General features: G+C 68.1%; 18 protein-coding genes. 6 read left to right on the top strand and 12 right to left on the bottom strand.

Annotated features, from left to right (window positions below; all coding sequences use genetic code 11):
* The first annotated feature begins 184 nt into the window (after positions 1–184).
* Positions 185–1,867 carry a 2-isopropylmalate synthase gene (leuA, locus tag ACK59X_RS01565; protein ID WP_409954688.1) on the top strand — a complete coding sequence of 561 codons (1,683 nt, stop codon included), beginning with the start codon at positions 185–187 and terminating at the stop codon, positions 1,865–1,867.
* Positions 1,868–1,965: 98 nt separating this feature from the next.
* Positions 1,966–2,466 carry a C40 family peptidase gene (locus tag ACK59X_RS01560; protein ID WP_409954687.1) on the top strand — a complete coding sequence of 167 codons (501 nt, stop codon included), beginning with the start codon at positions 1,966–1,968 and terminating at the stop codon, positions 2,464–2,466.
* Positions 2,467–2,471: 5 nt separating this feature from the next.
* On the opposite strand, the gene ACK59X_RS01555 is transcribed toward ACK59X_RS01560, so the two are convergent.
* Complete coding sequence (locus ACK59X_RS01555) at positions 2,472–2,831, bottom strand: VOC family protein (protein ID WP_409954686.1); 360 nt, start codon at positions 2,829–2,831, stop codon at positions 2,472–2,474.
* A gap of 132 nt (positions 2,832–2,963) precedes the next feature.
* Here ACK59X_RS01555 and ACK59X_RS01550 point away from each other — a divergent pair, with 132 nt between their 5' ends.
* On the top strand, positions 2,964–4,070 hold the full coding sequence (locus ACK59X_RS01550) for a 3-deoxy-7-phosphoheptulonate synthase (RefSeq protein WP_409954685.1): 1,107 nt from the start codon (positions 2,964–2,966) through the stop codon (positions 4,068–4,070).
* Here ACK59X_RS01550 and ACK59X_RS01545 read toward each other — a convergent pair.
* Together ACK59X_RS01545 and ACK59X_RS01540 are read right to left on the bottom strand one after the other, a co-directional pair.
* Entirely contained in the window at positions 4,063–4,524 is a 462-nt protein-coding gene (locus ACK59X_RS01545) for a PaaI family thioesterase (protein ID WP_409954684.1), read from the bottom strand. The two genes, ACK59X_RS01550 and ACK59X_RS01545, sit on opposite strands and share 8 nt — an antisense overlap.
* On the bottom strand, positions 4,521–4,967 hold the full coding sequence (locus ACK59X_RS01540; protein WP_409954683.1) for a MerR family DNA-binding transcriptional regulator: 447 nt from the start codon (positions 4,965–4,967) through the stop codon (positions 4,521–4,523). Before ACK59X_RS01540 ends, ACK59X_RS01545 begins: the two co-directional genes overlap by 4 nt.
* 330 nt (positions 4,968–5,297) lie before the next feature.
* Here ACK59X_RS01540 and ACK59X_RS01535 point away from each other — a divergent pair, with 330 nt between their 5' ends.
* Positions 5,298–10,172, top strand: a complete 4,875-nt coding sequence (locus tag ACK59X_RS01535; protein WP_409954682.1) for an EAL domain-containing protein — start codon at positions 5,298–5,300, stop codon at positions 10,170–10,172.
* 1,072 nt (positions 10,173–11,244) lie between these two features.
* On the opposite strand, the gene ACK59X_RS01530 is transcribed toward ACK59X_RS01535, so the two are convergent.
* Together ACK59X_RS01530 and ACK59X_RS01525 are read right to left on the bottom strand one after the other, a co-directional pair.
* The gene (locus tag ACK59X_RS01530) at positions 11,245–11,826 is read right to left on the bottom strand and encodes an acyloxyacyl hydrolase (RefSeq protein WP_409954681.1); all 582 of its coding nucleotides are present in this window, start codon (positions 11,824–11,826) and stop codon (positions 11,245–11,247) included.
* A 178-nt stretch (positions 11,827–12,004) separates the two neighbouring features.
* Complete coding sequence (locus ACK59X_RS01525) at positions 12,005–12,544, bottom strand: Spy/CpxP family protein refolding chaperone (RefSeq protein WP_409954680.1); 540 nt, start codon at positions 12,542–12,544, stop codon at positions 12,005–12,007.
* A 328-nt stretch (positions 12,545–12,872) separates the two neighbouring features.
* On the opposite strand from ACK59X_RS01525, the gene ACK59X_RS01520 reads away from it, so the two are divergent.
* Positions 12,873–13,913 carry a recombination-associated protein RdgC gene (locus ACK59X_RS01520; RefSeq protein WP_409954679.1) on the top strand — a complete coding sequence of 347 codons (1,041 nt, stop codon included), beginning with the start codon at positions 12,873–12,875 and terminating at the stop codon, positions 13,911–13,913.
* Between the two features lie 15 nt (positions 13,914–13,928).
* Here ACK59X_RS01520 and ACK59X_RS01515 read toward each other — a convergent pair whose 3' ends face one another.
* The 7 genes from ACK59X_RS01515 to ACK59X_RS01485 are packed head-to-tail and all read right to left on the bottom strand — an operon-like array spanning position 13,929 to position 21,394.
* On the bottom strand, positions 13,929–14,726 hold the full coding sequence (locus tag ACK59X_RS01515) for an enoyl-CoA hydratase/isomerase family protein (RefSeq protein ID WP_409954678.1): 798 nt from the start codon (positions 14,724–14,726) through the stop codon (positions 13,929–13,931).
* 12 nt (positions 14,727–14,738) lie between these two features.
* A complete protein-coding gene (locus tag ACK59X_RS01510; RefSeq protein ID WP_409954677.1) occupies positions 14,739–16,538 on the bottom strand; it encodes an AMP-dependent synthetase/ligase in 1,800 nt (599 codons plus the stop codon).
* Positions 16,535–17,356, bottom strand: coding sequence for an ABC transporter ATP-binding protein (locus ACK59X_RS01505; protein WP_409954676.1), 822 nt, complete (start codon positions 17,354–17,356; stop codon positions 16,535–16,537). Before ACK59X_RS01505 ends, ACK59X_RS01510 begins: the two co-directional genes overlap by 4 nt.
* Before the next feature lie 10 nt (positions 17,357–17,366).
* Positions 17,367–18,557, bottom strand: a complete 1,191-nt coding sequence (locus tag ACK59X_RS01500; RefSeq protein ID WP_409954675.1) for an ABC transporter substrate-binding protein — start codon at positions 18,555–18,557, stop codon at positions 17,367–17,369.
* Positions 18,558–18,600: 43 nt separating this feature from the next.
* The gene (locus tag ACK59X_RS01495) at positions 18,601–19,638 is read right to left on the bottom strand and encodes a branched-chain amino acid ABC transporter permease (RefSeq protein ID WP_409954674.1); all 1,038 of its coding nucleotides are present in this window, start codon (positions 19,636–19,638) and stop codon (positions 18,601–18,603) included.
* 8 nt (positions 19,639–19,646) lie between these two features.
* A complete protein-coding gene (locus ACK59X_RS01490) occupies positions 19,647–20,528 on the bottom strand; it encodes a branched-chain amino acid ABC transporter permease (protein WP_409954673.1) in 882 nt (293 codons plus the stop codon).
* On the bottom strand, positions 20,525–21,394 hold the full coding sequence (locus ACK59X_RS01485; RefSeq protein WP_409954672.1) for an ABC transporter ATP-binding protein: 870 nt from the start codon (positions 21,392–21,394) through the stop codon (positions 20,525–20,527). Before ACK59X_RS01485 ends, ACK59X_RS01490 begins: the two co-directional genes overlap by 4 nt.
* A 151-nt stretch (positions 21,395–21,545) precedes the next feature.
* Between ACK59X_RS01485 and ACK59X_RS01480 the strand changes: the two genes are divergently transcribed.
* Positions 21,546–22,295 (top strand): TetR/AcrR family transcriptional regulator, encoded by a 750-nt coding sequence (locus tag ACK59X_RS01480; protein WP_409954671.1) that lies wholly within the window; start codon positions 21,546–21,548, stop codon positions 22,293–22,295.
* The last annotated feature ends 70 nt before the right edge of the window (positions 22,296–22,365 follow it).

The following is a 22,365-nucleotide window of genomic DNA, read 5'->3' as shown; positions in this document are numbered from 1 at the left end:
CTGCGTTCGCCACCGTTGCCGTTCTGCGCAACACCTGATTTCCCCCTGACCCCGGCCCGCGAACCAGCCTTTGCACCTGTGCAAAGGGCTGCAGGGGACGTCATCCGTATTCATTTCGTTTGACCTGCATGCAGGCAGCGCCCACCGCATGGCGCACTGCACGCACCTGTTCGTGGAGCCTCTCATGATTGCCAAGCCCGCCACCAAGTACCAGCCCATCGCCCCGGTTGCACTCACCGACCGCACCTGGCCCTCGCGTTCCATCACCCAGGCGCCGATCTGGTTGTCCACCGACCTGCGCGATGGCAACCAGGCCCTGTTCGAGCCCATGAACGGCGAGCGCAAGATGCGCCTGTTCCAGGAGCTCGTGCGCATCGGCTTCAAGGAGATCGAGGTGGGCTTTCCCGCCGCCTCGCAGACCGATTTCGACTTCGTGCGCCGCCTCATCGACGAAGACCTGGTGCCCGAGGACGTGACCCTCATGGTCATGACGCAGTCGCGCGCCGACCTGATCGAGCGCACTGTAGAGGCCGTGCGCGGCGCACCGCGCGCCATCGTGCACCTGTACAACGCCACGGCACCGGCCTGGCGCCGCATCGTGTTCGGCATGAACGTGACGCAGGTCATGGAGTTCATCGAGCAGAACGTCTCGCACCTCAAGCGTTTGACCGATGCCGAGCCCGGCACCCAATGGACGCTGCAGTACTCGCCAGAGACCTTCAGCGCCACCGAGCTCGAAGTCTCGCTGCGCGCCTGCCAGACGGCGATCAAGGCCTGGGGCGTGGGCCCGGGCCGGCCCATCATCATCAACCTGCCGACCACGGCGGAAAACGCCACGCCCACTGTGTTCGCCGACCAGATCGAGTGGATGCACCGGCGCCTGGCCCCGCGCGAGCATGTGGTGCTCTCGGTGCACCCGCACAACGACCGCGGCACCGGCGTGGCCGCGGCCGAGCTGGCCATGATGGCCGGCGCCGACCGCGTGGAGGGCTGCCTCTTCGGCAACGGCGAGCGCTGCGGCAACGTGGACATCGTGACCCTGGCGCTCAACATGTACACCCAGGGCGTGCACCCGGGCCTGGACTTCTCGGACATCACCGCCGTGGCGCGCGTGGCCGAGGAATGCACGGCCCTGCCCGTGCACCCGCGCCACCCCTATGCGGGCGACCTGGTGTTCACCGCGTTCTCGGGCTCGCACCAGGACGCGATCAAGAAGGGCTTTGCCGCGCAGGACCCGAACGCCCTGTGGGAAGTGCCTTACCTGCCCATCGACCCGGCGGACCTCGGCCGCACCTACGACAGCGTGATCCGCGTGAACAGCCAGTCGGGCAAGGGCGGTATCGCCTTTCTGCTCGAGCGCGAGCACGGCGTGGTGATGCCACGGCGCATGCAGGTGGAGTTCAGCGCCGTGGTGCAGCGCCAGACCGATGCCAGCGAAGGCGAGATGACGGGCGATGCGCTGTGGTCCTTGTTCCAGTCCACCTACCTGGCTTCGGGCCCCCAGGCCGCCATCGTCTGCCACGGCCACAAACTGGCCGATGACGGCCAGGGCATCGAGCTCGACGTGAGCATCGATGGCGTGCGCCAGACGCTGCAAGGGCAGGGCAATGGCCCGATCGCTGCGACGGTGGACGCCCTGGGCCTGCCGCTGCGCGTGGATCATTACGAAGAACGCGCCACGGGCACGGGCGCCAACGCGCAGGCCCTGGCCATCGTGGAGGCCGCGCTCGAAGGCGTGGCCGGCTCCACCTTTGGCGCAGGCGCCAGCCACAACATCGTGACGGCCTCGGTACAGGCCATCGTGAGCGTGGCCAACCGGCTCGCCGAACGCCGCGAAGGCGCCCGGGCAGCGGCTGCAACCGTGTAACGAAAGACAGGGACCACAGTGGCGCGGGCCTTCACAAAAGGCAGGCGCCACGGCGGGGCATTCACCCCCGCCCGCAGGGTACGGTACGCTTGCAATCCATGCGTGCCCTTTCCTGCCTGGCCCTGGTGTCCGCTGCGCTGCTGATCGCAGGCTGCGGCAGCTCCCGGCCCCCCTCGTCGTCCTCCTCCTTCCCGTCCGCCCCGGTCCGCACCACGCCGCCGCTGAGCCCGGACCAGGCGCACGGCATCGCCATCCACGCGCTGGGCCTGGTGGGCACGCCATACCGCTATGGCGGCAACACTCCGGATTCGGGCTTCGACTGCAGCGGGCTGATCGGCTATGTCTACCGCAACCAGGTCGGCACGCCGCCGCCACGCACTGTGGCCGCGCTCAATACCTGGGGCTACCCGATCGAAGGAGGCGAGTTGCGTGCCGGCGACCTGGTGGTCTTTGGCACCGGGCGCCAGCCCAACCATGCGGGCATCTATGTGGGGGAGGGGCGCTTCGTGCATGCGCCGTCCACGGGCGGCACGGTGCGGCTGGACCAACTGAGCGCCAAGCACTGGGCGGGCCAGCGGCCCGCCTTCCGTCGGCCCTGACCCCCTCAGTTCGAGAGCTGAGTGCGCCCCAGGGCCTGCGCAAAGGCCAGGTGGTTGCCGTCCGGGTCCGTCACCAGGATGGCGCGCACCTTGCGACTGTTGGAGCGTTGGGCCGTGTCCACGCCCATGCGTTCCAGTTGCTCGCCCTGCCGGTCGATGTCGTCCACCGCCAGGGTGACCGAGCAGCGGCCGGCGCGCCGGGGCAGTTCGTAGACCTGCAGCCAGCCGCCCTGCGGCAGGGTCCATTCGGCCAGTTCGGGCATGGGCTGCGAATCGGGCCCGCGCTCGAACAGGGCGCCATACCATTGCACGGCATCCGGCAGGCTGCTGACGGCGACACTGGCAAGGGCGTTCTGGATGGCCATGGAAACTCCTGGGGACGGGCGGTTGGACTGGCTAGGGCAGGCCCTAGGTATATCTGCGGCAGGGGCGAAAGGCTGTAGGACGAAACCCTAGCGCAAAGCCCTCCCGCGACCAAGGCGAAAATGGCAGCCACCATGACCCTCCACGTACACACCACCGCCACGGCAGCGCTGTCCACCCACGACACGACCCGCATCGACGACACCCGCATCAAGGCCGTGCGCCCGCTGATCACCCCGGCCCTGCTGCAGGAGTGGCAGCCCGCGCCCGAGGCCGCGCAGACCCTTGTGGAAACCAGCCGCGCCGCGATCTCGCGCGTGCTGCACGGCCAGGACGACCGGCTCATCGTGGTGGTCGGGCCGTGCTCCATCCACGACCATGGCCAGGCCATGGAGTACGCCCGCGCCCTCAAGCAGCACGCCGATGCGCTGGCCGGCGAGCTGCTGGTGGTGATGCGCGTGTACTTCGAGAAGCCACGCACCACCGTGGGGTGGAAGGGCTACATCAACGACCCGCACCTCGATGGCAGCTTCGCCATCAACGAGGGGCTGGAGATGGCACGCGCCCTGCTGCTGGACGTGCTGGCCCTGGGCCTGCCGGTGGGCACGGAGTTCCTGGACCTCTTGAGCCCGCAGTTCATCAGCGACCTGGTGAGCTGGGGCGCCATCGGTGCCCGCACGACGGAGAGCCAGAGCCACCGCCAACTGGCCAGCGGCCTGTCGTGCCCTGTAGGCTTCAAGAACGGCACCGATGGTGGTGTGAAGGTGGCCAGCGACGCCATCCAGGCGGCCAGCGCCGCGCACGCCTTCATGGGCATGACCAAGATGGGCCAGGCTGCGATCTTCGAGACCCGCGGCAACAACGACTGCCACGTGATCCTGCGCGGCGGCAAACAGCCCAACTACAGCGCGGCCGATGTGGAGGCCGCCTGCGCCATGCTGGCCTCGGCCGGCCTGCGCCCGCAGGTGATGGTCGACGTGTCGCACGCCAACAGCAGCAAGCAGCACCAGCGCCAGATCACCGTGGCCGAGGACGTGGCGCGGCAGATCGCCGCGGGCGACACGCGCATCACCGGCCTGATGGTCGAAAGCCACCTGCAGGAAGGCCGCCAGGACATCGTGCCCGGCCAGCCGCTGGCACATGGCGTGTCGGTGACGGACGCCTGCATCAGCCTGGCGCAGACCGTGCCGGTGCTCGAAGGCTTGGCCCAGGCAGTGCGCGCCCGCAGAGCCCTCAACTGACAACCGCCGGGCCGGGGGCTTGCCTGGCCTCGGTGTTGTGCGCCGTGGCCAGCAAGGTGGCGCACAAGGTCTCCTCGCCCGAATCGGCCACCGCATAGACGTCGGCCGCGCACACGGTGAGTGTGCGACCGGCATTCACCACCCGGCCCCTGGCGCGCAGGCAGTGGCCGCGCGCGGGGGCCAGCAGCTTCACCTGGGCATCCACAGTGGAATTGACCCAGCCGGCCGGCAGGGTGCTGCCGGCCGCCGCCACGGCGGCGAAGTCGGCCAGCCCGAACACGGCCGTGGCCTGCAGCTGGCCTGTGCGGAAACACAGGGATTCCTGCATGGGCATCTCCAGGTCCACGCGCCCGGGGGCCACCCGGGTGAAGCGCAAGCCCAGGGTCTGCGCAATGGGCATGGCCAGTACATGGGCCTGCAGCAGGCCGGCCGGGGTGGTGGGGCTGTGTGTCATGGTGGGCTCCGGTGGGTTGGCGAGGAAGGGCCCGCGGCACGCCGGCGCACGCGCGGCCAGGGTGGTGCTGCGGGAGGGGACGGGGCAGGCGACGCAGGGGCCCTGGCCTGCAGCCAGGCCATGTGTTCCAGCACCTTCTGGCGCTGCGCCTGCAAGAGGGCCGCCTGGTCGGCCAGCTCCTGCGCGCGCTGCTGCAGCGCCTGCACCATGGTGGCGATGCTCAGCCGGCCACTGCGGAAATCCGCCAGGTGCCCGGCGATGCGCGGCAGCGCAAAGCCGAGCTGGCGCGACATGGCGATGAAGACCACCTCGCGCTCGGTGCCTTCGGCATAGTCGCGGTAGCCGTTGGGCCGGCGCTCGGGCAGCAGCAGGCCCTGGCTTTCGTAGTGCCGCAGGGCATGCACCGAGACCGAGGTGCGGCGGGCGAGTTCGGAGATCTGCATGCCATGAAGGCTAGCAAGCCTCGCCCTGCACGAAGGTTGCCTGCGCGACTGCCCCGCAGGGCCCCATGCGGGTTTTGCGGGACCAGGCCGCCCGACTTCCCGGTGTAGGATTGTCCTTTTAAGGTTGCAGGGAACACTTTTTACGTCTAGAAATGCTGGCTGGTTGCGCCAACAGGTTGGCGGCGCAGGGCCACAGTCCTTTTCCATTCTTCCCCCCACCACCGACTCCGGTCCGGTTCTTCCCTCCATGCTGGCCATACCGCTCCCTGCAAGACCGTGTCTGCGACACGTGGATGCGTGCGGCCCGGGCGGCAGCTGGAGCGCCTGAGCATGCAGCACCCAGAGCACGCCACCGCTGAGGCTGCGCGGCTCCATGCACTGCAGTCCTATGCCATCCTGGACACTCCGTCCGAGGATGCCTTCGACAAGCTGGCCGTGCTGGCCTCGCGCATCTGCGGCACGCCGATGGCGGTGGTCAATTTCGTGGACAGCGAGCGCCAGTGGTTCAAGGCCGCAGTGGGCATCCCTTTCCAGGAGACCGACCGCGCCGTCGCGTTCTGCGCCCACGCGCTGCACGGCAGCAAGGAGCCGGTGGTGGTGGGCGATGCCAGCGCGCACCCCGTGTTCGCGCACAACCCGCTGGTGACCGGCAGCCCGCACATCCGCTTCTACGCCTGTGTGCCGCTGGTCAATGGCGAAGGCTTTGCCCTGGGCACGCTGGCCGTGCTGGACACCCGTGTGCGCGGCCTCACGGCCGAGCAGCTCGACGGCCTCACGGTGCTGGCCGAGCAGGCCATGGTGCAGCTGGAGCTGCGCCGCCAGCAGCGCCTGCTGGCCCAGCTGGTGGAGCAGCGCGACCGCATGCACGGCGAGTTGCTGGAGCAGGGCGAGACGCTGCGCGTGGCCGGACGCATCGCGCAGGTGGGCGGCTGGATCGTGGAGCTGCCCAGCATGCGCCTGAGCTGGTCGCAGGAGATTGCCGCCACCTACGGGCTGACGCGGCGGGTGAGTACCGTGGGCCAGATCCAGGACCTGTACACGCCACCGTACCGCGCCGCCTTGCGCGCGGCCTTCCGCGCCTGCATGCGCCACGGCACTCCCTTCGACCTGGAGGCCGAAGTCGTCATGCCGGGCGGGCGGCATTTCTGGGTGCGCACCGCCGGCCAGGCGGTGCGCGATGCGCAGGGCCGCATCGTGCGCATCCAGGGGGCCTTCCAGGACATCTCTGCGCGCCACCAGGCCGACCTGGCGCTGCAGCGCAGCGAAGAGCGTTTCCAGCTCGTCTCGCGCGCCACGGCCGATGCGATCTGGGACTGGAACCTGACCACCGACGCGATGTGGTGGAACGAGGGCATGCAGAGCCTGTTCGGCGTGCCGCTCGGCGAGCTGCCGCCGGACAGCACCTCCTGGACACTGCGCCTGCACCCCGAGGACAGCGAAGCCGTGCTCAGCGGCATCCATGCGGCCATCGACGGGACCGACAGCCACTGGTCGGCCGAGTACCGCTTTCGCCGCCAGGACGGCAGCTATGCCTGGGTGCTGGACCGCGGCTTCCTGATCCGCGACAGCAGCGGCCGCGCCGTGCGCATGGTGGGCGGCATGGCCGACCACAGCGCGCAGAAGGCCACCGAGCTGGAGGCCCAGCGCGACACGCACAACCATGCCGAACTGCTGGACCTGCAGCAGCGCATCTCCTCGCTCGACCTGCCGCTGGCCGAGGTGCTGCACATGGTGGCCGAGACCGTGCAGCGCCAGACCGGCGCACGCGGCGCCATGGTGGAATTGCTCGAGGGCCGGTACCTGGTGGCCAAGGCCTCGGCCGGCGACATGGTGCGGCCCATGGGCGACCTGCTGGCGGTGGATGAAGGCCTTCTCTGGTCCTCGCTGCAGCAGGGCCGCTCGGTGCTGTGCAACGACACCGAAGGCGCTGGCTGGGACATGCAGTCCATGGCGCACCGCCGTGGCGTGCGCTCGGTGATGGCGGCGCCGCTGCGCGCAGGGGACATGGTGGTGGGCTCGCTCACCGTCACCTCGGACCAGGCCAACGCTTTTTCGCGGCGCGATGTCGCGCACCTGGAGATCCTGGCCGAATCGCTCGGGGCCACGGTGCAGTTGCGCCGCGTGGCCGGGCAGCTGCATGCCTCGGAACTGCAGTACCGCTTGCTGTTCGACGAGCACCCGCAGCCCATGTGGGTGTACGAGCGAGAAAGCCTGCGCATCCTGGCCGTGAACCATGCCATGGTGCACCACTACGGCTACAGCGAAAAGGAGCTGCTGCGCATGGGCATGCAGGACCTGTGGCCCCCGGAGCACCGCGAACTGGCCGAGCGCAAACTGCGCGCCATCGACCCGCAGCAGCGCAACCGGCCCAAGGTGCGCCGGCATGTGCGCAAGGACGGCAGCCTGATCGACATGGAGCTCACGGCGGGCAACATCGACTTCAACGGCGTGGCGGCGCGCCAGGTGCTGGCCTCCGACGTGACCGAGCGCGTGCGCAACGAGGCCGAGCTGGCACGCATGGGCCGCGCCCAGCGCCTGCTCAGTGCCTGCAACGAGACCCTGGTGCGCGCCACCTCCGAGGCGGCGCTGCTGCAGGCCATCTGCAAGATCGCGGTGGACATCGGCGGCTACCGCATGGGCTGGGTGGGCTTTGCGCGCGACGACGAGCGCAAGTCCATCGAGCCGGTGGCCCATGCAGGCCACAACGACAACTACCTCGAGACCCTGAAGCTCAGTTGGTCGGAGGACGAGCGCTACGGGCGCGGGCCCGCCGGCCGCGCCGTGCGCTCGGGCCAGGCCGAGATCGTGCGCGACATCCGCGCGGAACGCTACTTCATGGACTGGACCGAGCGCATGCTGGAGCACGGGTTCCATGCCGTGGTCTGCCTGCCGCTGCGCGACCGCGACAGCACCTTCGGCCTGCTGTACCTGTACGCCCCGCAGGTGCTGCAGATCAGTGCCGAGGAGACCGCGCTGCTGCAGGAGCTGGCCAACGACCTGGCCTTCGGCATCACCAGCCTGCGCACGCAGAAGGCGCAGCAGCGGCTGCAGGCCTCGGTGCTCAAGGTGGCGGCGGCTGTGTCGGCCAGCACCGGCACGGAGTTCTTCGAGCAGCTGGTGCGCAACATGGCCGACGCCCTGGATGCCCAGGGCGGGTGCGTGGTGCGCCTGCTGCCGCACTACCATGACCAGCCCCCGCGGGTGAGCACGCTGGCGGCCGTGCTCGATGGCCAGTTCCTCGCGCCCACCGACTACACGCTGGAAGGCACGCCCAGCCTGCAGCTCCTGAACCAGCGCCAGTTCGTGGTGGCCGACGGGGTGCAGCAGCTGTATCCCGAGGCGCCCGTGCTGCGCATGGTGCAGGCGCGCGGCTACGCCGGGCAGCAGCTGTGCAATGCCGATGGCGAGGTGGTGGGCCTGGTGTTCGTGCTGTTCCGCCAGGCCATCGCCGATCCGAACTTCATCATCTCCACGCTGCAGATCTTCGCGGCCCGTGCCTCGGCCGAGATCGAGCGCCAGGTGGCCGATGCGCGCATACGCCACCAGGCCTCACTGCTGGACAAGGCCCAGGACGCGATCATCGTGCGCGACCTGGAGCACCGCATCATCTTCTGGAACCAGAGCGCCGAGCGCCTGTACGGCTGGTCGAAGCTGCAGGTGCTGGGCCAGTCGATCGAGACCTTGCTGTACGGGGACCCCACGCATTTCCGCCGCGCCACCCAGGCCACGCTGGAGCATGGGGAGTGGACCGGCGAGATCGTGCAGCAGCACCGCGATGGCAGTTCCATCGACGTGGAAGGCCGCTGGACCCTGGTGCGCGGCGACAACGGCCAGCCCCATTCCATCCTGGCCATCAACACCGACATCCGCCAGCGCAAGGCCACCGAGCGCGAGATCCAGCGCCTGGCCTTCTACGACCCGCTGACCGGGCTGCCCAACCGCATGCTGCTGATGGACCGCATGCACCAGGCGCTGGCCAGTGCCCGGCGGCACCAGCGCGGCGGTGCGCTGCTGTTCATCGACCTGGACAACTTCAAGACCCTCAACGACACCCTGGGCCATGACCAGGGTGACCTGCTGCTGCAGCAGGTGGCGCAGCGCCTGAACACCTGCGTGCGTGCCGTGGACACGGTGGCGCGCCTGGGCGGCGATGAGTTCGTGGTGATGCTCGAGGAGCTGAGCAGCCGGCCCGACGACCTGGTGCTGCACGCACGGTCGGTGGGCGAGAAGATCCTGGCCACGCTGGCACTGCCGTATGCACTGGCCGGCTACCAGTACCGCAGCACGCCGAGCATTGGCGTGGCGCCCTTCACGGGCGAGCAGACCAGCGTGGGTGAACTGCTCAAGCAGGCCGATCTGGCCATGTACCAGGCCAAGACAGCGGGCCGCAACACGCTGCGCTTCTTCAACCCGCAGATGCAGGCGGTGGTGACCGAACGCGCCTCGCTGGAGACCGACCTGCGCTCGGCCCTGGCGCAGGAGGAGTTTTTGCTGCACTTTCAGCCCCAGGTGCGCCAGTCGGGCCTGGTGGTGGGGGTGGAGGCACTGCTGCGCTGGGCGCATCCGCAGCGCGGCATGGTCTCGCCGGCGCAGTTCATCCCGCTGGCCGAGGAAACCGGGCTGATCCTGCCGCTGGGCCGCTGGGTGCTGCACACCGCCTGCAAGCTGCTGGCCAGCTGGCAGGACGACCCTGCCCTGAGCCACCTCACGGTGGCCGTCAACGTGAGTTCGCGCCAGTTCCGCCATGCGAGCTTCGTGGACGACGTGGCGCGGGTGCTGGCCATCACCGGGGCGCCCTCGGGCCTGCTCAAGCTGGAGCTGACCGAAAGCCTGCTGGTGGAGGACATGGAAACCACCATCGCCACCATGACCGCCCTGCGCTCCTATGGGGTGGGCTTCTCGCTCGACGACTTCGGCACCGGCTACTCGAGCCTGAGCTACTTGAAGCGCATGCCGCTGGACCAGCTCAAGATCGACCAGAGCTTCGTGCGCGACCTGCTGACCGACCCCAACGATGCCGCCATCGTGGACACCATCATCGGCCTGTCGCGCAGCCTGGGCCTGGAGGTCATCGCCGAAGGCGTGGAAACCGCCGAGCAGCGCGAGCTGCTGGCCCGCGCAGGTTGCCAGCTCTACCAGGGCTACTTCTTCAGCCGCCCCCTCTCCGTGGACCGGCTGGAGGCCTTCCTGCGCAGTCCTGGATAAGCAGCCCCCCTGAGTCGCCTGCGGCGCCATTCCCCCCAGGGGACGCCCCCAGCGCGGCGGGGCGGCCCTTGCGCGGGGCGCTGGCCTGGGGCGCGCCAGTTTTTACCGGCTGCGCTTGTTTCCTGGCCTCTGGCTCTGAGAACCCGTCTGAAACAACGCCCAGTGGTGTGCGCTTTTTTGGCCCCTGCCCGGGTGCTGGCGCAAAGGGATGTTGTTCCCTGTCTTCTTCTTAATTTCTTTATAAATACATAGTCGTAGTAGTAAAGCACCGGCTTTTCTGTGGACAAGGGCTTTTTCCTTTGGCGTGACAAGCACTTGCGTCGCCGCCAACCCTGTGCGCAGCACGCGGGTCCCGCTGTAGCGCCAACGGGGACAAAACCTGGAAACGGCACCTCGCTGTGGACAACCAGGCGCTTGTGCCAGCGATTCCCCCAAAGTTATGCACAAGGGGCTGCGTAAGTGGGGAGAAGTTGCCGGCACAGGCCGCTTTTTTCACCGGGATAGGGACTTTGGGGGCCTGCTCAGAGGCATTTGCAGCCCTGGCTGCGGCACCACGGCCTCTGCCCCTCACCTCAGCCATCGAAGCGGCCTCTGCAGGCCGTCCAGGCCGGTGCAGCCAGTCCCTGAACCTGGGGGACAGACAGGGGACTCGTCGGCTTGCGCAAGCCACGGGTGGGTTCCCTCCTGCCTTGCGCGAGGCGCAGGGCACGGCAACCCGCCACCGGGCCGCTTTCCAGGAGCACTGTGGCGTTCCATGCCCCGCGTTGGCTTTGCTTGTTATTCTTTGATAGCTCTATAAATCAATAGCAGTAGTAATAGAGCAAGGGCTGTTTGTGTGGACAAGCCCTTTTTTCCCATTGCTGGCGCGCACTTGCGTGGCCTCAAACCCTGTGGCGCCGCGGGGGTGAACTCTGCAGTTGGGTGACAACAACTTTTGGAAATCCCCAAGCTCTGTGGATAAGCAATCGGTTGTTCGGCAACCATACCCATGGTTATCCACAGACCGGGACGGGCCTGGGCACAAAAAAGCCCGCCGGGGTGGCGGGCTCCGGGGCCGGGACCGGGGGCCGGCTCAGAAGTGGTAGCCGTAGCGCAGCTGCACGAAGTTCTCGCCTGGGTTGGGCTTTTTGATACCGGCGTTGGAGACATGTTGCACCCGCAGCACGATGTCGTGCTGGCGCTGTTGGCCCAGGCTCACGCCCAGGCCCAGGTGGGAGGCGAAGTTGGCGCGGGTGCTGAAGGTGCGGTCCCGGATCTCGTAGCGCTTGTCGGCCACCGTGAGGCCGATGCCGCCCTCCCAGAACCAGGCGGAACGGCCCTCGTCCATGCGCAGGCGCAGGGTGGGGGTGACGCCGACCAGGCTGAGGTGCTCGCGCTGGCCCGAGAGGCCGTCATAGGACCATCGGCTGGCATAGATGTCCCAATAGCCCGTGAGCTGGCCGCCCCAGAGGGGGCGCTGCCAGTCCTTCCAGGGCAGGGTGGCGCCGATGGTGAGGACATCGGTGTCGCGGCGGGCCTGGGAGCCCTGGACGTAGACGGAGGGCGATGCCTGTGCGTTTTGCGCCTGGACGGCCTGGGGCAATGCTGCCAGGCAGCCCAGGGCCAGGGTGGCCGCGAGCGCAGGGACGGTGGTTCGGACGGTTTTGGAGTTCATGGTTTTTGTTCCGTGGTTTGACATACACAACTGTATGTAAACAAGTTTAGGAATGCATTCCCAGGGTGTTTTGTAGGCCGCCACCTCGCCTTGCTGGCGGCAAAAAAGGAAAAGGGCCCCGAGGGGCCCTTCACCATCTGCTGCCTGCCGGCCACACCGGGGAGTGTGGCCCTGCCGCTCACGACTGGGAGGCTGGGGGTGTGCCGGCAGGCTTGCCACGGTGGCCGTGGGGGCCATGCTTGCCGTGCTCGCCGCGCGGGCCCATGCGGTGGGTGCGGGCGTCGAAGGTCTTTTGCTGCTCAGGGGTCAGCACGGCATAGAAGGCCTTGGTGGCTTCACCGCGGCGGTCGGCCTCGGCGGCGTGCTGGGCGCGCAGGGCCCGCATGCGGTCGATGCGCTCGGGGGTGGTGAGCTTGTCCATGTCCTTGCGGTCCAGGCGCGCGGGGCGGTCGCCCTGGGGTTGCATGGAGGCCGTGAAGGTGTTCCAGGCCGGTTCCTGGTTGGGGGTCAGCTTGAGCTGCTCCTTGAGTGCGGCGGCACGCTGGGCCTTGCGGGCCTCGTGGCGTTCGCGGTGTTCGCCGGGGCCCTTGCGGGCGTCAGGCGCGGCCACGGTGCCGGCTGCGGGCGGGTTGGCGGGGGTGGGCTGGGCCAGCACCGGCAGGGCCAGGGCGGCGAGGACGGAGGCGGCAACAACGGTTTGGCGGGACAGGAAGGCCATGGCGAGAGTCCTTTCAGAGGGGGGAAGAGGCCCCGGAACGACGGTTCCAGCGGTTGACTGCAGTGTCCGCCTGCCATGTATCGCCCGCATGCACGTTGTTTGTCCCAGTGTAAAGTTGTGACAAGAAGATCGTCTTTGTCCGCGCGGCGCTGCAGCTATCAAAAGCGGAGCAAAAGCGGGCCGGGCGCGGGCATTGCCCCCGTGCCGCGCTGCAACCTGGTGCGCAAGGGTGTGCCGAGCACCGACAATGGAGGGTTCCGTGCCGCAGCGCTCTCGGCGTGCAGGCACCGGTGGACAGCTTCGTCCGGCAACCAGGGGGTTTGTTTCCGTGTTCAAGAACATGATCGTGTACCGCATTGCGCCGCAATGGCAGGTGGAATTGACGCAGGTGGAAGAGGCGCTGGCCAAGCTGCCCTTCATGGAATGCGGTGCCACGCAGGAAAAGTCGCTGGGCTTTGTCCCGCCGCGCGGCGAAGAGCATGGCGCCCTGGTCGAATCGGTGGGCGGGCAGTGGATCCTGCGCTTCATGGTCGAGTCCAAGGTGCTGCCGGGCTCGGTGCTCAACCGCCGCGTGAAGGAAAAGGCCGAGCGCATCGAGAAGGAAACCGGGCGCAAGCCGGGCAAGAAGGAGAGCAAGGAGCTCAAGGAAGAGGCCAAGCTCGACCTCTTGCCCATGGCTTTCACCAAGCAGGGCTCGATGTGGGTGTGGATCGACAAGGAGGCACGCACCATCGTCTTCGACACCGGCAGCCAGGGCCGTGCCGACGAGGTGGTGTCGTTGCTGGTCGAGTCGCTGCCGGGCCTGTCGGTCTCGCTGCTGTACACCGAGACCAGCCCGCAGGCGGCCATGTCGCACTGGCTGAGCACGCAGGAGCCGCCCGTGGGCTTTACCGTGGACCGCGAATGCGAGCTGAAAAGCGCCGACGAGGCCAAGGCCGTGGTGCGCTATTCGCGCCACCCGCTCGACATCGAGGAGGTGCAGGCCCACATCGCCGCCGGCAAGCTGCCCACCAAGCTGGCGCTGACCTGGGACGACCGCGTCTCGCTGATGCTGACCGAGGGGCTGCAGATCAAGAAGGTGTCCTTTCTGGACACGGTGTTCGAGGGCACCAAGGCCGATGACGGCGGCTTCGATACCGATGTGGCGATCGCCACGGGCGAACTGTCCAAGCTGATCCCCGACCTGATCGAGGCGCTGGGGGGTGAGTCCGATGGTGTCGGCTCCGGCGGTGGCGCTGTTGCCGCTTCGCGCCCCAGCCTCGCATCCGCCGTGCCCGTGGCGCCGCGCGGCAAGGATGTGGGCGGGCGCGCCATCACCGGGCCGGCAACAGCCCCGGTGGACACGGACCCGGAATCGGCGCCGTTCTGAGCTTGCCGACCGGGTTCAGCGCCCGTTGAACTGCGCGGGGCGGCGTTCGTGGAAGGCCGCTATGCCCTCTCGGAAATCGCTGGTGGCTGCGCAGCGGGCAAAGGCCTGCTGCTCCGCATCGAGCTGCTCGGACAGGCTGCGCTCCATCGACTGGCGCATGAGGCGCTTCATCGCGCCATAGGCCACGGTGGGGCCGGCGGCCAGGCGTTCGGCCATCGCAGCGGTGGCGGCATCGAGGTCGGCGGCGGGCAGGATGCGGTTCACCAGTCCCAGGCGCAGCGCGTCCTCGGCCGTGAAGGCATCGCCGAGCAGCGCGATCTCCAGCGCTTGGCGCATGCCGACCAGGCGCGGCAGCGACCAGGAGGCGCCCACGTCGCAACTGGTGCCCAGATTGATGTAGGCCAGGTTCAGGCGCGTGCCCTCGGCCATCAGCACGTAGTCGGCCTGCAGCAGCATCGACAGGCCGGCCCCCGCAGCCACGCCATGCACCTGGGCGATGACGGGTGCATCGATCTGCGCCAGTAGGGCCAGGCCGGCGTGCAGGGGTGTGAGCAGGTCCATGGCGCCCTGCACAGGGTTGGCGCGCAGGGTGGCCAGGTCGCCACCGGCCATGAAGCCCTTGCCGGCGCCGCGCAGCACCACCACGCGCACGCCAGGGTCCTGCGCGATGGCCTGCACGGCGGCGAGGAAGGCCTGGGCCATGGGCACGTCGATGGCGTTGAGCGCGGCGGGCCGGTTGAAGCACAGGGTGGCGATGGCACCTTGGCGTTCGATCAGCAGGGGAGGAGGCGCTGCCTCGGCGTGGTCGGTCATGGCGGGGTTTCCTCAGCGGTAGAGCGCTTCGATCTCGGCGGCGTAAGTCTTGTAGATGCTGGAGCGGCGCACCTTCATGGTGGCGGTGACCTCGCCGTCGTCGTGGTCCAGTTCCTTGGTGAGCAGGTGGAACTGGCGGATCTGCGAGACCTGGGCCAGGCGCTCGTTGCCGCGGCGGATCTCGGTGTCGATGAGTTCGCGCACCTCGGGCGTTTCCACCAGCGAGCGGAAGTGCGTGAAGGCGATGCGCCGCGCCTCGGCCCATTTGCCCACGGTCTCGAAGTCGATCATCACCAGCGCGCCGACGAACTTGCGGCCCTCGGCGACGATGATGCATTCCTTGATGAAGGGGCTGCCCTTCATGGTGTTCTCGATTTCCGAAGGGGTGAGGTTCTTGCCGCCGGCCGTGATCATGACGTCCTTGAGCCGGTCCACGATCTTGATCTGGCCGTTCTCTTCACGCACCACGTCACCGGTGTGCAGCCAGCCGTCGACGATGCTCGCGGCCGTGGCCTCGGGGTTCTGGTAGTAGCCCGCGAACACCATGTCGCCGCGCAGCTGCAGCTCGCCGTTGTCGGCGATGTGGTGTTCCACGCCCAGGATGGGCACGCCCACGGTGCCCACCACCACCTGGTCCAGCCGGTGGCCGGTGACCATGCCGGTGGATTCGGTCAGGCCGTAGACCTCCACCAGCGGCAGGCCGAGCACGCGAAAGAAGCGCACCACATCGGGCGGGATGGGCGCGGCCCCGGTGAGCGCCACGCGCGCATCGCGCAGGCCGATGAAGTTCTGCAGCGCACGGAACACCAGCCAGTAGCTGGCGGCCGATGCCAGGCGCTCGCCCAGGCTCCAGGCGCTGCGCGGCTTCTCGGCCAGGGGCTGGCAGGCGGCGAAGGCGCGCTGGAACAGCCGGCGGCGCAGGCCCCCGGTCTCCTGCAGCTTGATGTGGATGGCGGCGTGCATCTTCTCCCAGATGCGCGGCACGCCCAGGAACATGGTGGGTGCCACCTCGCGCAGGTCTTCCTGCACGGTGCGGATCGATTCGCCGAAGTTCACCTGCGAGCCGATGTACACCGGCACGAAGCTGGTGAGCATCTGCTCGGCCACATGGCACAGCGGCAGGTAGGACAGGTGGGTGGTGGCCGCGTCGAGCTGCAGCCGATCCACGATGCCGGGCACCACGCCGCGGATGTTGCGGTAGCGGATCATGGCGCCCTTGGGCTTGCCGGTGGAGCCCGAGGTGTAGATCATCAGGCCCAGGTCGTCCAGGGTCTGGCGCGCCAGCGCCTCGTCCACCAGCGCCTGTGAGTCCGCTGCGGCGCCCAGCGCCTCGACCTCGGCGAAGGTGGCGATCAGCGCGCGCGCCTCGGGTGCGAAGCGGCGCAGGCCCTTGGTCTCGATGACGATGATCTTCTTCAGGCGCGGCAGCTCTGGCAGCGCGGCGAGCAGCTTGTCGGTCTGCTCCTGGTCCTCGCAGACCATGACCTCGATGTCGGCATGGCCGACCACGTAGGCCACCTCGTTGGTGGGGCTGGTGGGGTACACGCCCACGGTGACTGCGCCGACCAGGCCCGCGCCCATCTGCGCGAGCACCCATTCGATGCGGTTCTCGGAGATCACGCCCACATGGCCGCCGGCCGGCAGGCCCAGAGCGCGCAGGCCCAGGCCGAAGTGGCAGGCGCGCTCGTGGTAGCGGGCCCAGGTGAAGGGCTTCCAGATGCCGTAGTCCTTCTGCCGGATGGCCACGCGGCCCGGCTCGGTGCGCGCGCGCTCGCGCAGCATCTGGGGCAGGGTGAGGTCGGGAAGATTCATGACAGCCAACGCTTCCTGCGCTTGTAGTGCTTGATGTCCTTGAAGCTTTTCGCTTCGCCGCTGCCGCCCATGCCCAGGTAAAACTCGCGCACGTCGGGGTCGTTGGCCAGGCGCTCGGCCGGGCCGTCGATCACGATCTTGCCGTTCTCCATGATGTAGCCCTGGTGGGCCACGGCCAGGGCCACGGTGGCGTTCTGCTCCACCAGCAGCATGGAGGTGCCGCGCTCGGCGTTGATGCGTGCGATGATGGTGAAGATGTCTTCCACCAGCTTGGGCGACAGGCCCAGCGAGGGCTCGTCGAGCAGGATCAGCTGGGGCTGGGCGATGAGCGCGCGGCCGATGGCCAGCATCTGCTGCTCGCCGCCCGAGAGGTACCCGGCCAGGCCCTTGCGGCGCTCGTGCAGGCGCGGGAAGTAGCTGTAGACGCTGTCGAAGTCGGGCCTGGCATCGCCCCGGCCCGTGAGCGCATAGGTCGCGGCCACCAGGTTCTCTTCGACGCTGAGGTCCTCGAACACACGCCGGCCCTCCATCACGTGCGAGAGGCCGCTGCGCACCAACTGCTGCGGTGCCAGGCCCGCCGTGGGCTGGCCGTTGAAGCGGATGCTGCCCGACTCCACCGTGCCGTCTTCGATCGCGAGCAGGCCCGAGATGGCCTTGAGCGTGGTGGACTTGCCCGCGCCGTTGCTGCCCAGCAATGCCACGATCTGGCCGCGCGGCACGGCCAGCGACAGTCCGCGCAGGGCCTGCACGACCTGGTTGTAGATGACCTCGATGTTATTGACTTCGAGGACATGGTCCGGCGTGGCGTGCGCGGTCATGGCAGGCTGGTCACAGTTTGATCCAGTCGGAGGCTGCGACCATCTTCTGGGCCTTCATGTCCGCGCGGTACACGCGCCCCACGGGGATGGAGTTGCCGCTGATGGTGATGGGCACGCCGATCAGGCCACCGGTGTCGAAGTCCTTGATGCTGTTGAGCGCGGCCTTGAGGTTCTTGCCGTCGAGGGGCTTGCCCGCATCCAGGCAGCGCTTGGCCGATTCGGTGAACAGCATGGCGGCGAGAAAGCCCTGGATGTAGGCCGTGCTCTGGTACTCGGGGCGCAGCGCGCGGATCTTCTCCAGCATGGGTGCCTTCTCGGTGTCGTAGTAGTAGCGGTAGGGCATCACACCCATGAAGCCGTCGGCGGCCTCGCCCATCTTCATCACGGTGGAGCTGTCCATGGTCCAGAAGGTGCCCATCCACTTGCTGGTCATGCCCTGCTGCTTGCCCTGGGTGATGAACTCGGGGATGGGCGCGAGGATGTAGCCGTGGAAGATGGTGTAGTCGGGCGCTGCGCGGCGCAGCTTGATGACCTCGCCCGAGACGTCCACGCTGCCCGCGGGCGTCATGATCTTGACGGGCACCGACAGGCCGAGCGCCTTGGCGGCGGCCTCGCTCTTGTCGATGGGGTCGCGGCCGAATTCCGAATCGGAGTACACGAAGGCCACCTTGGCGCCGGGCTTCTCCTTGGCGATGTGCTTGAGCAGGATGCCGAACATCTCGGTGTTGTCGGGCCCGACGAGGAACTGGTTGGGGTTCTTCTTGGGGTCGTTGAGCTCGCTGGCGAAGGAGGCGCCAGCCATCAGCGTGGTGCCGGCGCGGTCGAGCTCGGGGTTGATGGTCTTGGAAAAGCCCGTGGAGTCGCCGTAGTAGAGGTTCACCTTGTTCTGGCTGGTGATCTTCTTGTAGGCGGCCACGGAGACGTCGACCTTGTAGCCCGTGTCCTCGGGCACGTACTTGAGCTTGCGGCCCTTGATGCCGCCGGCGTCGTTGACCATCTTCACGTAGTCGCCGATGCCGGCGTTGATGCCCACGCCCGCGAACGCGAACACGCCGGTGAGCGGGATGGAGCCGCCGATCACGATGTCCTCGCCGCTGGCCTGCGCGGTGGCGGTGAGCGGCGCGGCGAGCGTGGCGCCGGCCGCGAGCAGCAGGGAGCGGCGGCGCTGCGATGCAAGGGCTGGGGTGGTGGTTTGGGGCATGGTGCTTGTCTCCTTCATGGTTTTTTGGCTGCGGCGGGGCCCGTCAATTGCGGAACGGCCACAGATGGAAAAAGCGGCGAATGCGCCGCCACACTTCTGCGAGCCCCTGTGGCTCGAACACCAGAAATCCGATGATCAGCAGGCCGAAGACCACGGTGCGCACGGGCGAGAGGAACACCGTGAGCTCGTTGCCGCCGGGCAGCAGGGCGACCACCAGCTTGAGCAGCTCGGGCACCATGGTCATGAACACCGCACCGAGGATGCCGCCCAGGATGGAGCCCATGCCGCCGACGATGATGGCCGCCAGGAAGAAGATGGACATGAGCAGCGGAAAGCTCTCGGGCGTGACCACGCGGAAGAAGTACGCCCACAGCCCACCGGCCACGCCTGCATAGAACGAAGACAGGCCGAAGGAAAGCAGCTTGTAGCGCAGCAGGGGGATGCCCAGCACCTCGGCCGAGATATCGCGGTCGCGGATGGCGATGAAGGCGCGGCCCACGCGCGTGCGGAACAGGTTGGCCGCGCCCAGCAGCATGAGCACGGTGACCGGCACGATCACCCAGTACAGGCGGAACGAGGTGTCGAGCGGCAGGCCGAACAGCTTTGCCGGGGGTACGCTCAGGCCGCCGGTGCCGCCCGTGAACTTCCAGTTGGCGAAGATGAAGTGCGCGATGAAGGATGCCGCGATGGTGGCGATGGCCAGGTACAGGCCCTTGACGCGCAGCGAGGGGATGCCCACGACGATGCCGCCCAGCATGGCCACGAAGCCGCCGGCCAGCAGGTTGAGCACGAAGGGCGTGCCCACGCGCGTTTCCAGCACGGCCACGGTGTAGGCTCCCAGGCCCATGAAGGCCGCCTGCCCCAGGCTCACCAGGCCTGTGTAGCCGGTGAGGATGTTGAGGCCCGTGGCGCTGGCGACGTTGATGCTGACCAGGCAGGCCAGGTAGAGCCAGTAGTCGCTGGCCATGAAGGGAAAGAGCAGCAGCAGCGCGGCGGCCACGGCCAGCCAGACCTTCTGCGTGCGCGAGTCGAACAGCGCCGCGTCGGCGACGTAGCTTTCCTTGAGGGTTCCGATGCGCATGGCGGGCCTTACAGACGTTCTATTTCGTGGGTGCCGAACAGGCCGTACGGACGCACCAGCAGCACGGCCACGAGCACGATGAAGGTGGCCAAGAGCTTGTATTCGCCGCCCAGGTAGGCGCCCGCCAATGCTTCGACCAGGCCGATGAGCAGGCCGCCCAGGAGCGCGCCGAGCACGCTGTCGAGCCCGCCCACGATGACCACCACCAGCACCGAGAGGCCGAACACGCCCATGCTCGACGAGATGCCGCCGATGGAGCCGACGATGATCCCCGAGACGGCGGCGATCATGGCCGAGGCCACCCAGGCCAGCGAGAACACGCGCGGCACATTGATGCCCACCGAGTAGGCGGCGGCCTGGTCGCTGGCCGTGGCGCGCAGCGCCACGCCGCCGCGCCAGAAGCGGAACACCAGCAGCACCGCGGCGATGAAGGCCACGGCGATCATGGCGCCCCAGAACACCTTGGGCGCGAGGAAGGCATCGCCCACCATGATGGGCTTGGTGGGCATGAACTCGGGCAGGCGGCGCTGGTCGGCCGTCCAGATCATCTCCACCAGGCCCACGAGCACCGAGGCCAGGCCCACGGTGACCATGAAGACGGAGATCGGCGGTTCGCCCAGCAGCGGGCGGATCATGGTGCGCTCGATCACCGCGCCCAGCAGGCCCGATCCCAGCACCGCGGCGGGAATGGCCAGCCACAGCGGCATCGCGAAGGTGGCGGCGAAGGTGAAGAACAGGTACGCGCCGACCATGAGCAGTTCGCCGATGGCGATGTTCACCACGCGCGTAGCCTTGTAGACCATGACGAAGGCCAGCGCGGCCAGGGCGTACAGGCCGCCGCCGGCAATGCCGGTGAGGCTGATCTCGAACAGGTAGGCCCAGTCCATCATGCGCTGGCCCCTTGCTGCGGTGTGGCGGCTGCTGCCTGGAGCCGGGCGCGCAGGTCGCCCACGTTGCCCGCGCCCAGGTAGGCGCGGATCACCTCGGGGTTGGCCTGCACCTGCCCCGGCGTGCCCTGGGCGATGACCTGGCCGAAGTTGAGCACCACCACGTGGTCCGACAGGTCCATGACCATGCCCATGTCGTGCTCGACCATGAGCACGGTGACACCCCATTCGGCGCGCACGTCAAGGATGAAGCGCGCCATGTCCTCGGTCTCCTCGCGGTTCATGCCGGCCACGGGTTCGTCGAGCATCAGCACCTCGGGCTGCATGGCCAGTGCGCGGGCCATCTCCACGCGTTTTTGCAGGCCGTAGGGCAGGGCCGAGACGGGCGCGTGGCGGATGTGGTCGATCTCCAGGAAGTCGATGATGCGCTCCTCGATGTCGGCGCGCAGGGCGGCCTCTTCGCGGCGCGCGCGGCCCACGTAGAGCAGTGCGTCGAGCACGTTGGTCTTGAGGTGCGCGTGGCGGCCGAGCTTGATGTTGTCGAGCACCGTCATGCCGCGGAACAGCGCGATGTTCTGGAAGCTGCGCCCCAGGCCCAGCCGGGCGCGCCGGGGGGCGGGCACACGCGTGATGTCCTGGCCCTTGAAGCGGATGGCGCCGCTGGCGGGCCGGTAGAAGCCCGAGATGGTGTTGAACAGCGAGGTCTTGCCCGCGCCGTTGGGGCCAATGACGGCGGTGATGGAGCCGGCCTGCACGCCAAAGCCCACGCCGGTGAGCGCCTTGACCCCGCCGAAGGCCAGCGTGACGCCGTCGACCGCGAGCAGCGGCGCTGCCGTGGCGGGGGGAATGCCGGGTGGGTGTGTCTCCATTGGCTTTCTAATGCGGGTTTGTGCTGACCGGAAAACTCTCGCCAAGGTGGCGGAAAAGTTCTACTTGTGCGTAAACTGTTTACTCGCGAGTAGATTCTGGAAGGCACTGCGCCCCATCAGCATCCGTACTTTCCCGAGGAACCAGCCTGCCATGCCCAGCCCCACCGTGTCGCCCCCCCGCAGTGCCGACCCGCGCCCGCCCGCATCGCCCTGGGCGCCCGCGTCCCACCGCGAACAGCAGCGCGAGGCCAAGCGCAATGCCGTGCTGCAGGCGGCGGCCCAGCTGTTCAACGAGCGGGGTTTCCATGCGACCTCGCTCGACGACATCGCCGCGCGGCTCAATGTGACCAAGCCCACGCTGTACTACTACGTGAAGAACAAGGACGAGATCCTGCTGCAGTGCGTGAGCAAGGGGCTGGAGATGATGCTGGAGGGCATAGCCGCTTCGCGCGCCGCCGGCGGCAAGGCCATCGACCAGCTCATGACCTGCATGCAGGTCTATGCGCGCATCGTCACCGAGGATTTCGGCAAGTGCCTGATCCGCGTGGGCGACGAGCAGCTGCCGCCCGAGAGCCGGGTGGAGCTGCGGCGCCTCAAGTCCGCCATCGACAAGGAATTCCGCCGCCTGGTGGCTGAAGGGGTGGAAGAGGGCTCGCTGCAGCCCTGCGACCCGAAGATGACGGCCTTCGTGATCGCCGGGGCGCTGAGCTGGATCGGCCGCTGGTACCAGCCCGGTGGCGAGTACACGGCCGAGCAGGTGGCCGGGCAGTGCATCGAGACGCTGTGCAAGGGGGTGCTGCGGCGCACGGACCAGGCCGTGGCCAAGGTGCCTGTCAGGCGCGTGCGCAAGGCCGCACCTGCTGCTGCTGCTGCTTCACCGGCGGCGCGCAAGCGCGCCTAGTGCTTCTGGGCAGGGAGCTCCCCCGCCAGGTCATCGAGGATGGGGCAATCGGGCCGCTCGTCCCCATGGC

The sequence above is a fragment of the Acidovorax sp. genome, assembly GCF_046339755.1.
Lineage (GTDB): Bacteria > Pseudomonadota > Gammaproteobacteria > Burkholderiales > Burkholderiaceae_C > Acidovorax.
Note: the sequence above shows the minus strand (reverse complement) of the source record. Positions and strands in the feature narration are given on the sequence as shown.

Excerpts from the sequence above, each read along its gene's own strand:
- ACK59X_RS01490 (WP_409954673.1), bottom strand. The coding sequence starts at position 20,528 with ATGATGGACTGGGCCTACCTGTTCGAGATCAGCCTCACCGGCATTGCC.
- ACK59X_RS01535 (WP_409954682.1), top strand. The coding sequence starts at position 5,298 with ATGCAGCACCCAGAGCACGCCACCGCTGAGGCTGCGCGGCTCCATGCA.
- ACK59X_RS01480 (WP_409954671.1), top strand. The coding sequence starts at position 21,546 with ATGCCCAGCCCCACCGTGTCGCCCCCCCGCAGTGCCGACCCGCGCCCG.
- ACK59X_RS01540 (WP_409954683.1), bottom strand. The coding sequence starts at position 4,967 with ATGCAGATCTCCGAACTCGCCCGCCGCACCTCGGTCTCGGTGCATGCC.
- ACK59X_RS01545 (WP_409954684.1), bottom strand. The coding sequence starts at position 4,524 with ATGACACACAGCCCCACCACCCCGGCCGGCCTGCTGCAGGCCCATGTA.
- ACK59X_RS01495 (WP_409954674.1), bottom strand. The coding sequence starts at position 19,638 with ATGCGCATCGGAACCCTCAAGGAAAGCTACGTCGCCGACGCGGCGCTG.
- ACK59X_RS01550 (WP_409954685.1), top strand. The coding sequence starts at position 2,964 with ATGACCCTCCACGTACACACCACCGCCACGGCAGCGCTGTCCACCCAC.
- ACK59X_RS01555 (WP_409954686.1), bottom strand. The coding sequence starts at position 2,831 with ATGGCCATCCAGAACGCCCTTGCCAGTGTCGCCGTCAGCAGCCTGCCG.
- ACK59X_RS01530 (WP_409954681.1), bottom strand. The coding sequence starts at position 11,826 with ATGAACTCCAAAACCGTCCGAACCACCGTCCCTGCGCTCGCGGCCACC.
- leuA (WP_409954688.1), top strand. The coding sequence starts at position 185 with ATGATTGCCAAGCCCGCCACCAAGTACCAGCCCATCGCCCCGGTTGCA.
- ACK59X_RS01505 (WP_409954676.1), bottom strand. The coding sequence starts at position 17,356 with ATGACCGCGCACGCCACGCCGGACCATGTCCTCGAAGTCAATAACATC.
- ACK59X_RS01560 (WP_409954687.1), top strand. The coding sequence starts at position 1,966 with ATGCGTGCCCTTTCCTGCCTGGCCCTGGTGTCCGCTGCGCTGCTGATC.
- ACK59X_RS01500 (WP_409954675.1), bottom strand. The coding sequence starts at position 18,557 with ATGCCCCAAACCACCACCCCAGCCCTTGCATCGCAGCGCCGCCGCTCC.
- ACK59X_RS01485 (WP_409954672.1), bottom strand. The coding sequence starts at position 21,394 with ATGGAGACACACCCACCCGGCATTCCCCCCGCCACGGCAGCGCCGCTG.
- ACK59X_RS01515 (WP_409954678.1), bottom strand. The coding sequence starts at position 14,726 with ATGACCGACCACGCCGAGGCAGCGCCTCCTCCCCTGCTGATCGAACGC.
- ACK59X_RS01510 (WP_409954677.1), bottom strand. The coding sequence starts at position 16,538 with ATGAATCTTCCCGACCTCACCCTGCCCCAGATGCTGCGCGAGCGCGCG.
- ACK59X_RS01525 (WP_409954680.1), bottom strand. The coding sequence starts at position 12,544 with ATGGCCTTCCTGTCCCGCCAAACCGTTGTTGCCGCCTCCGTCCTCGCC.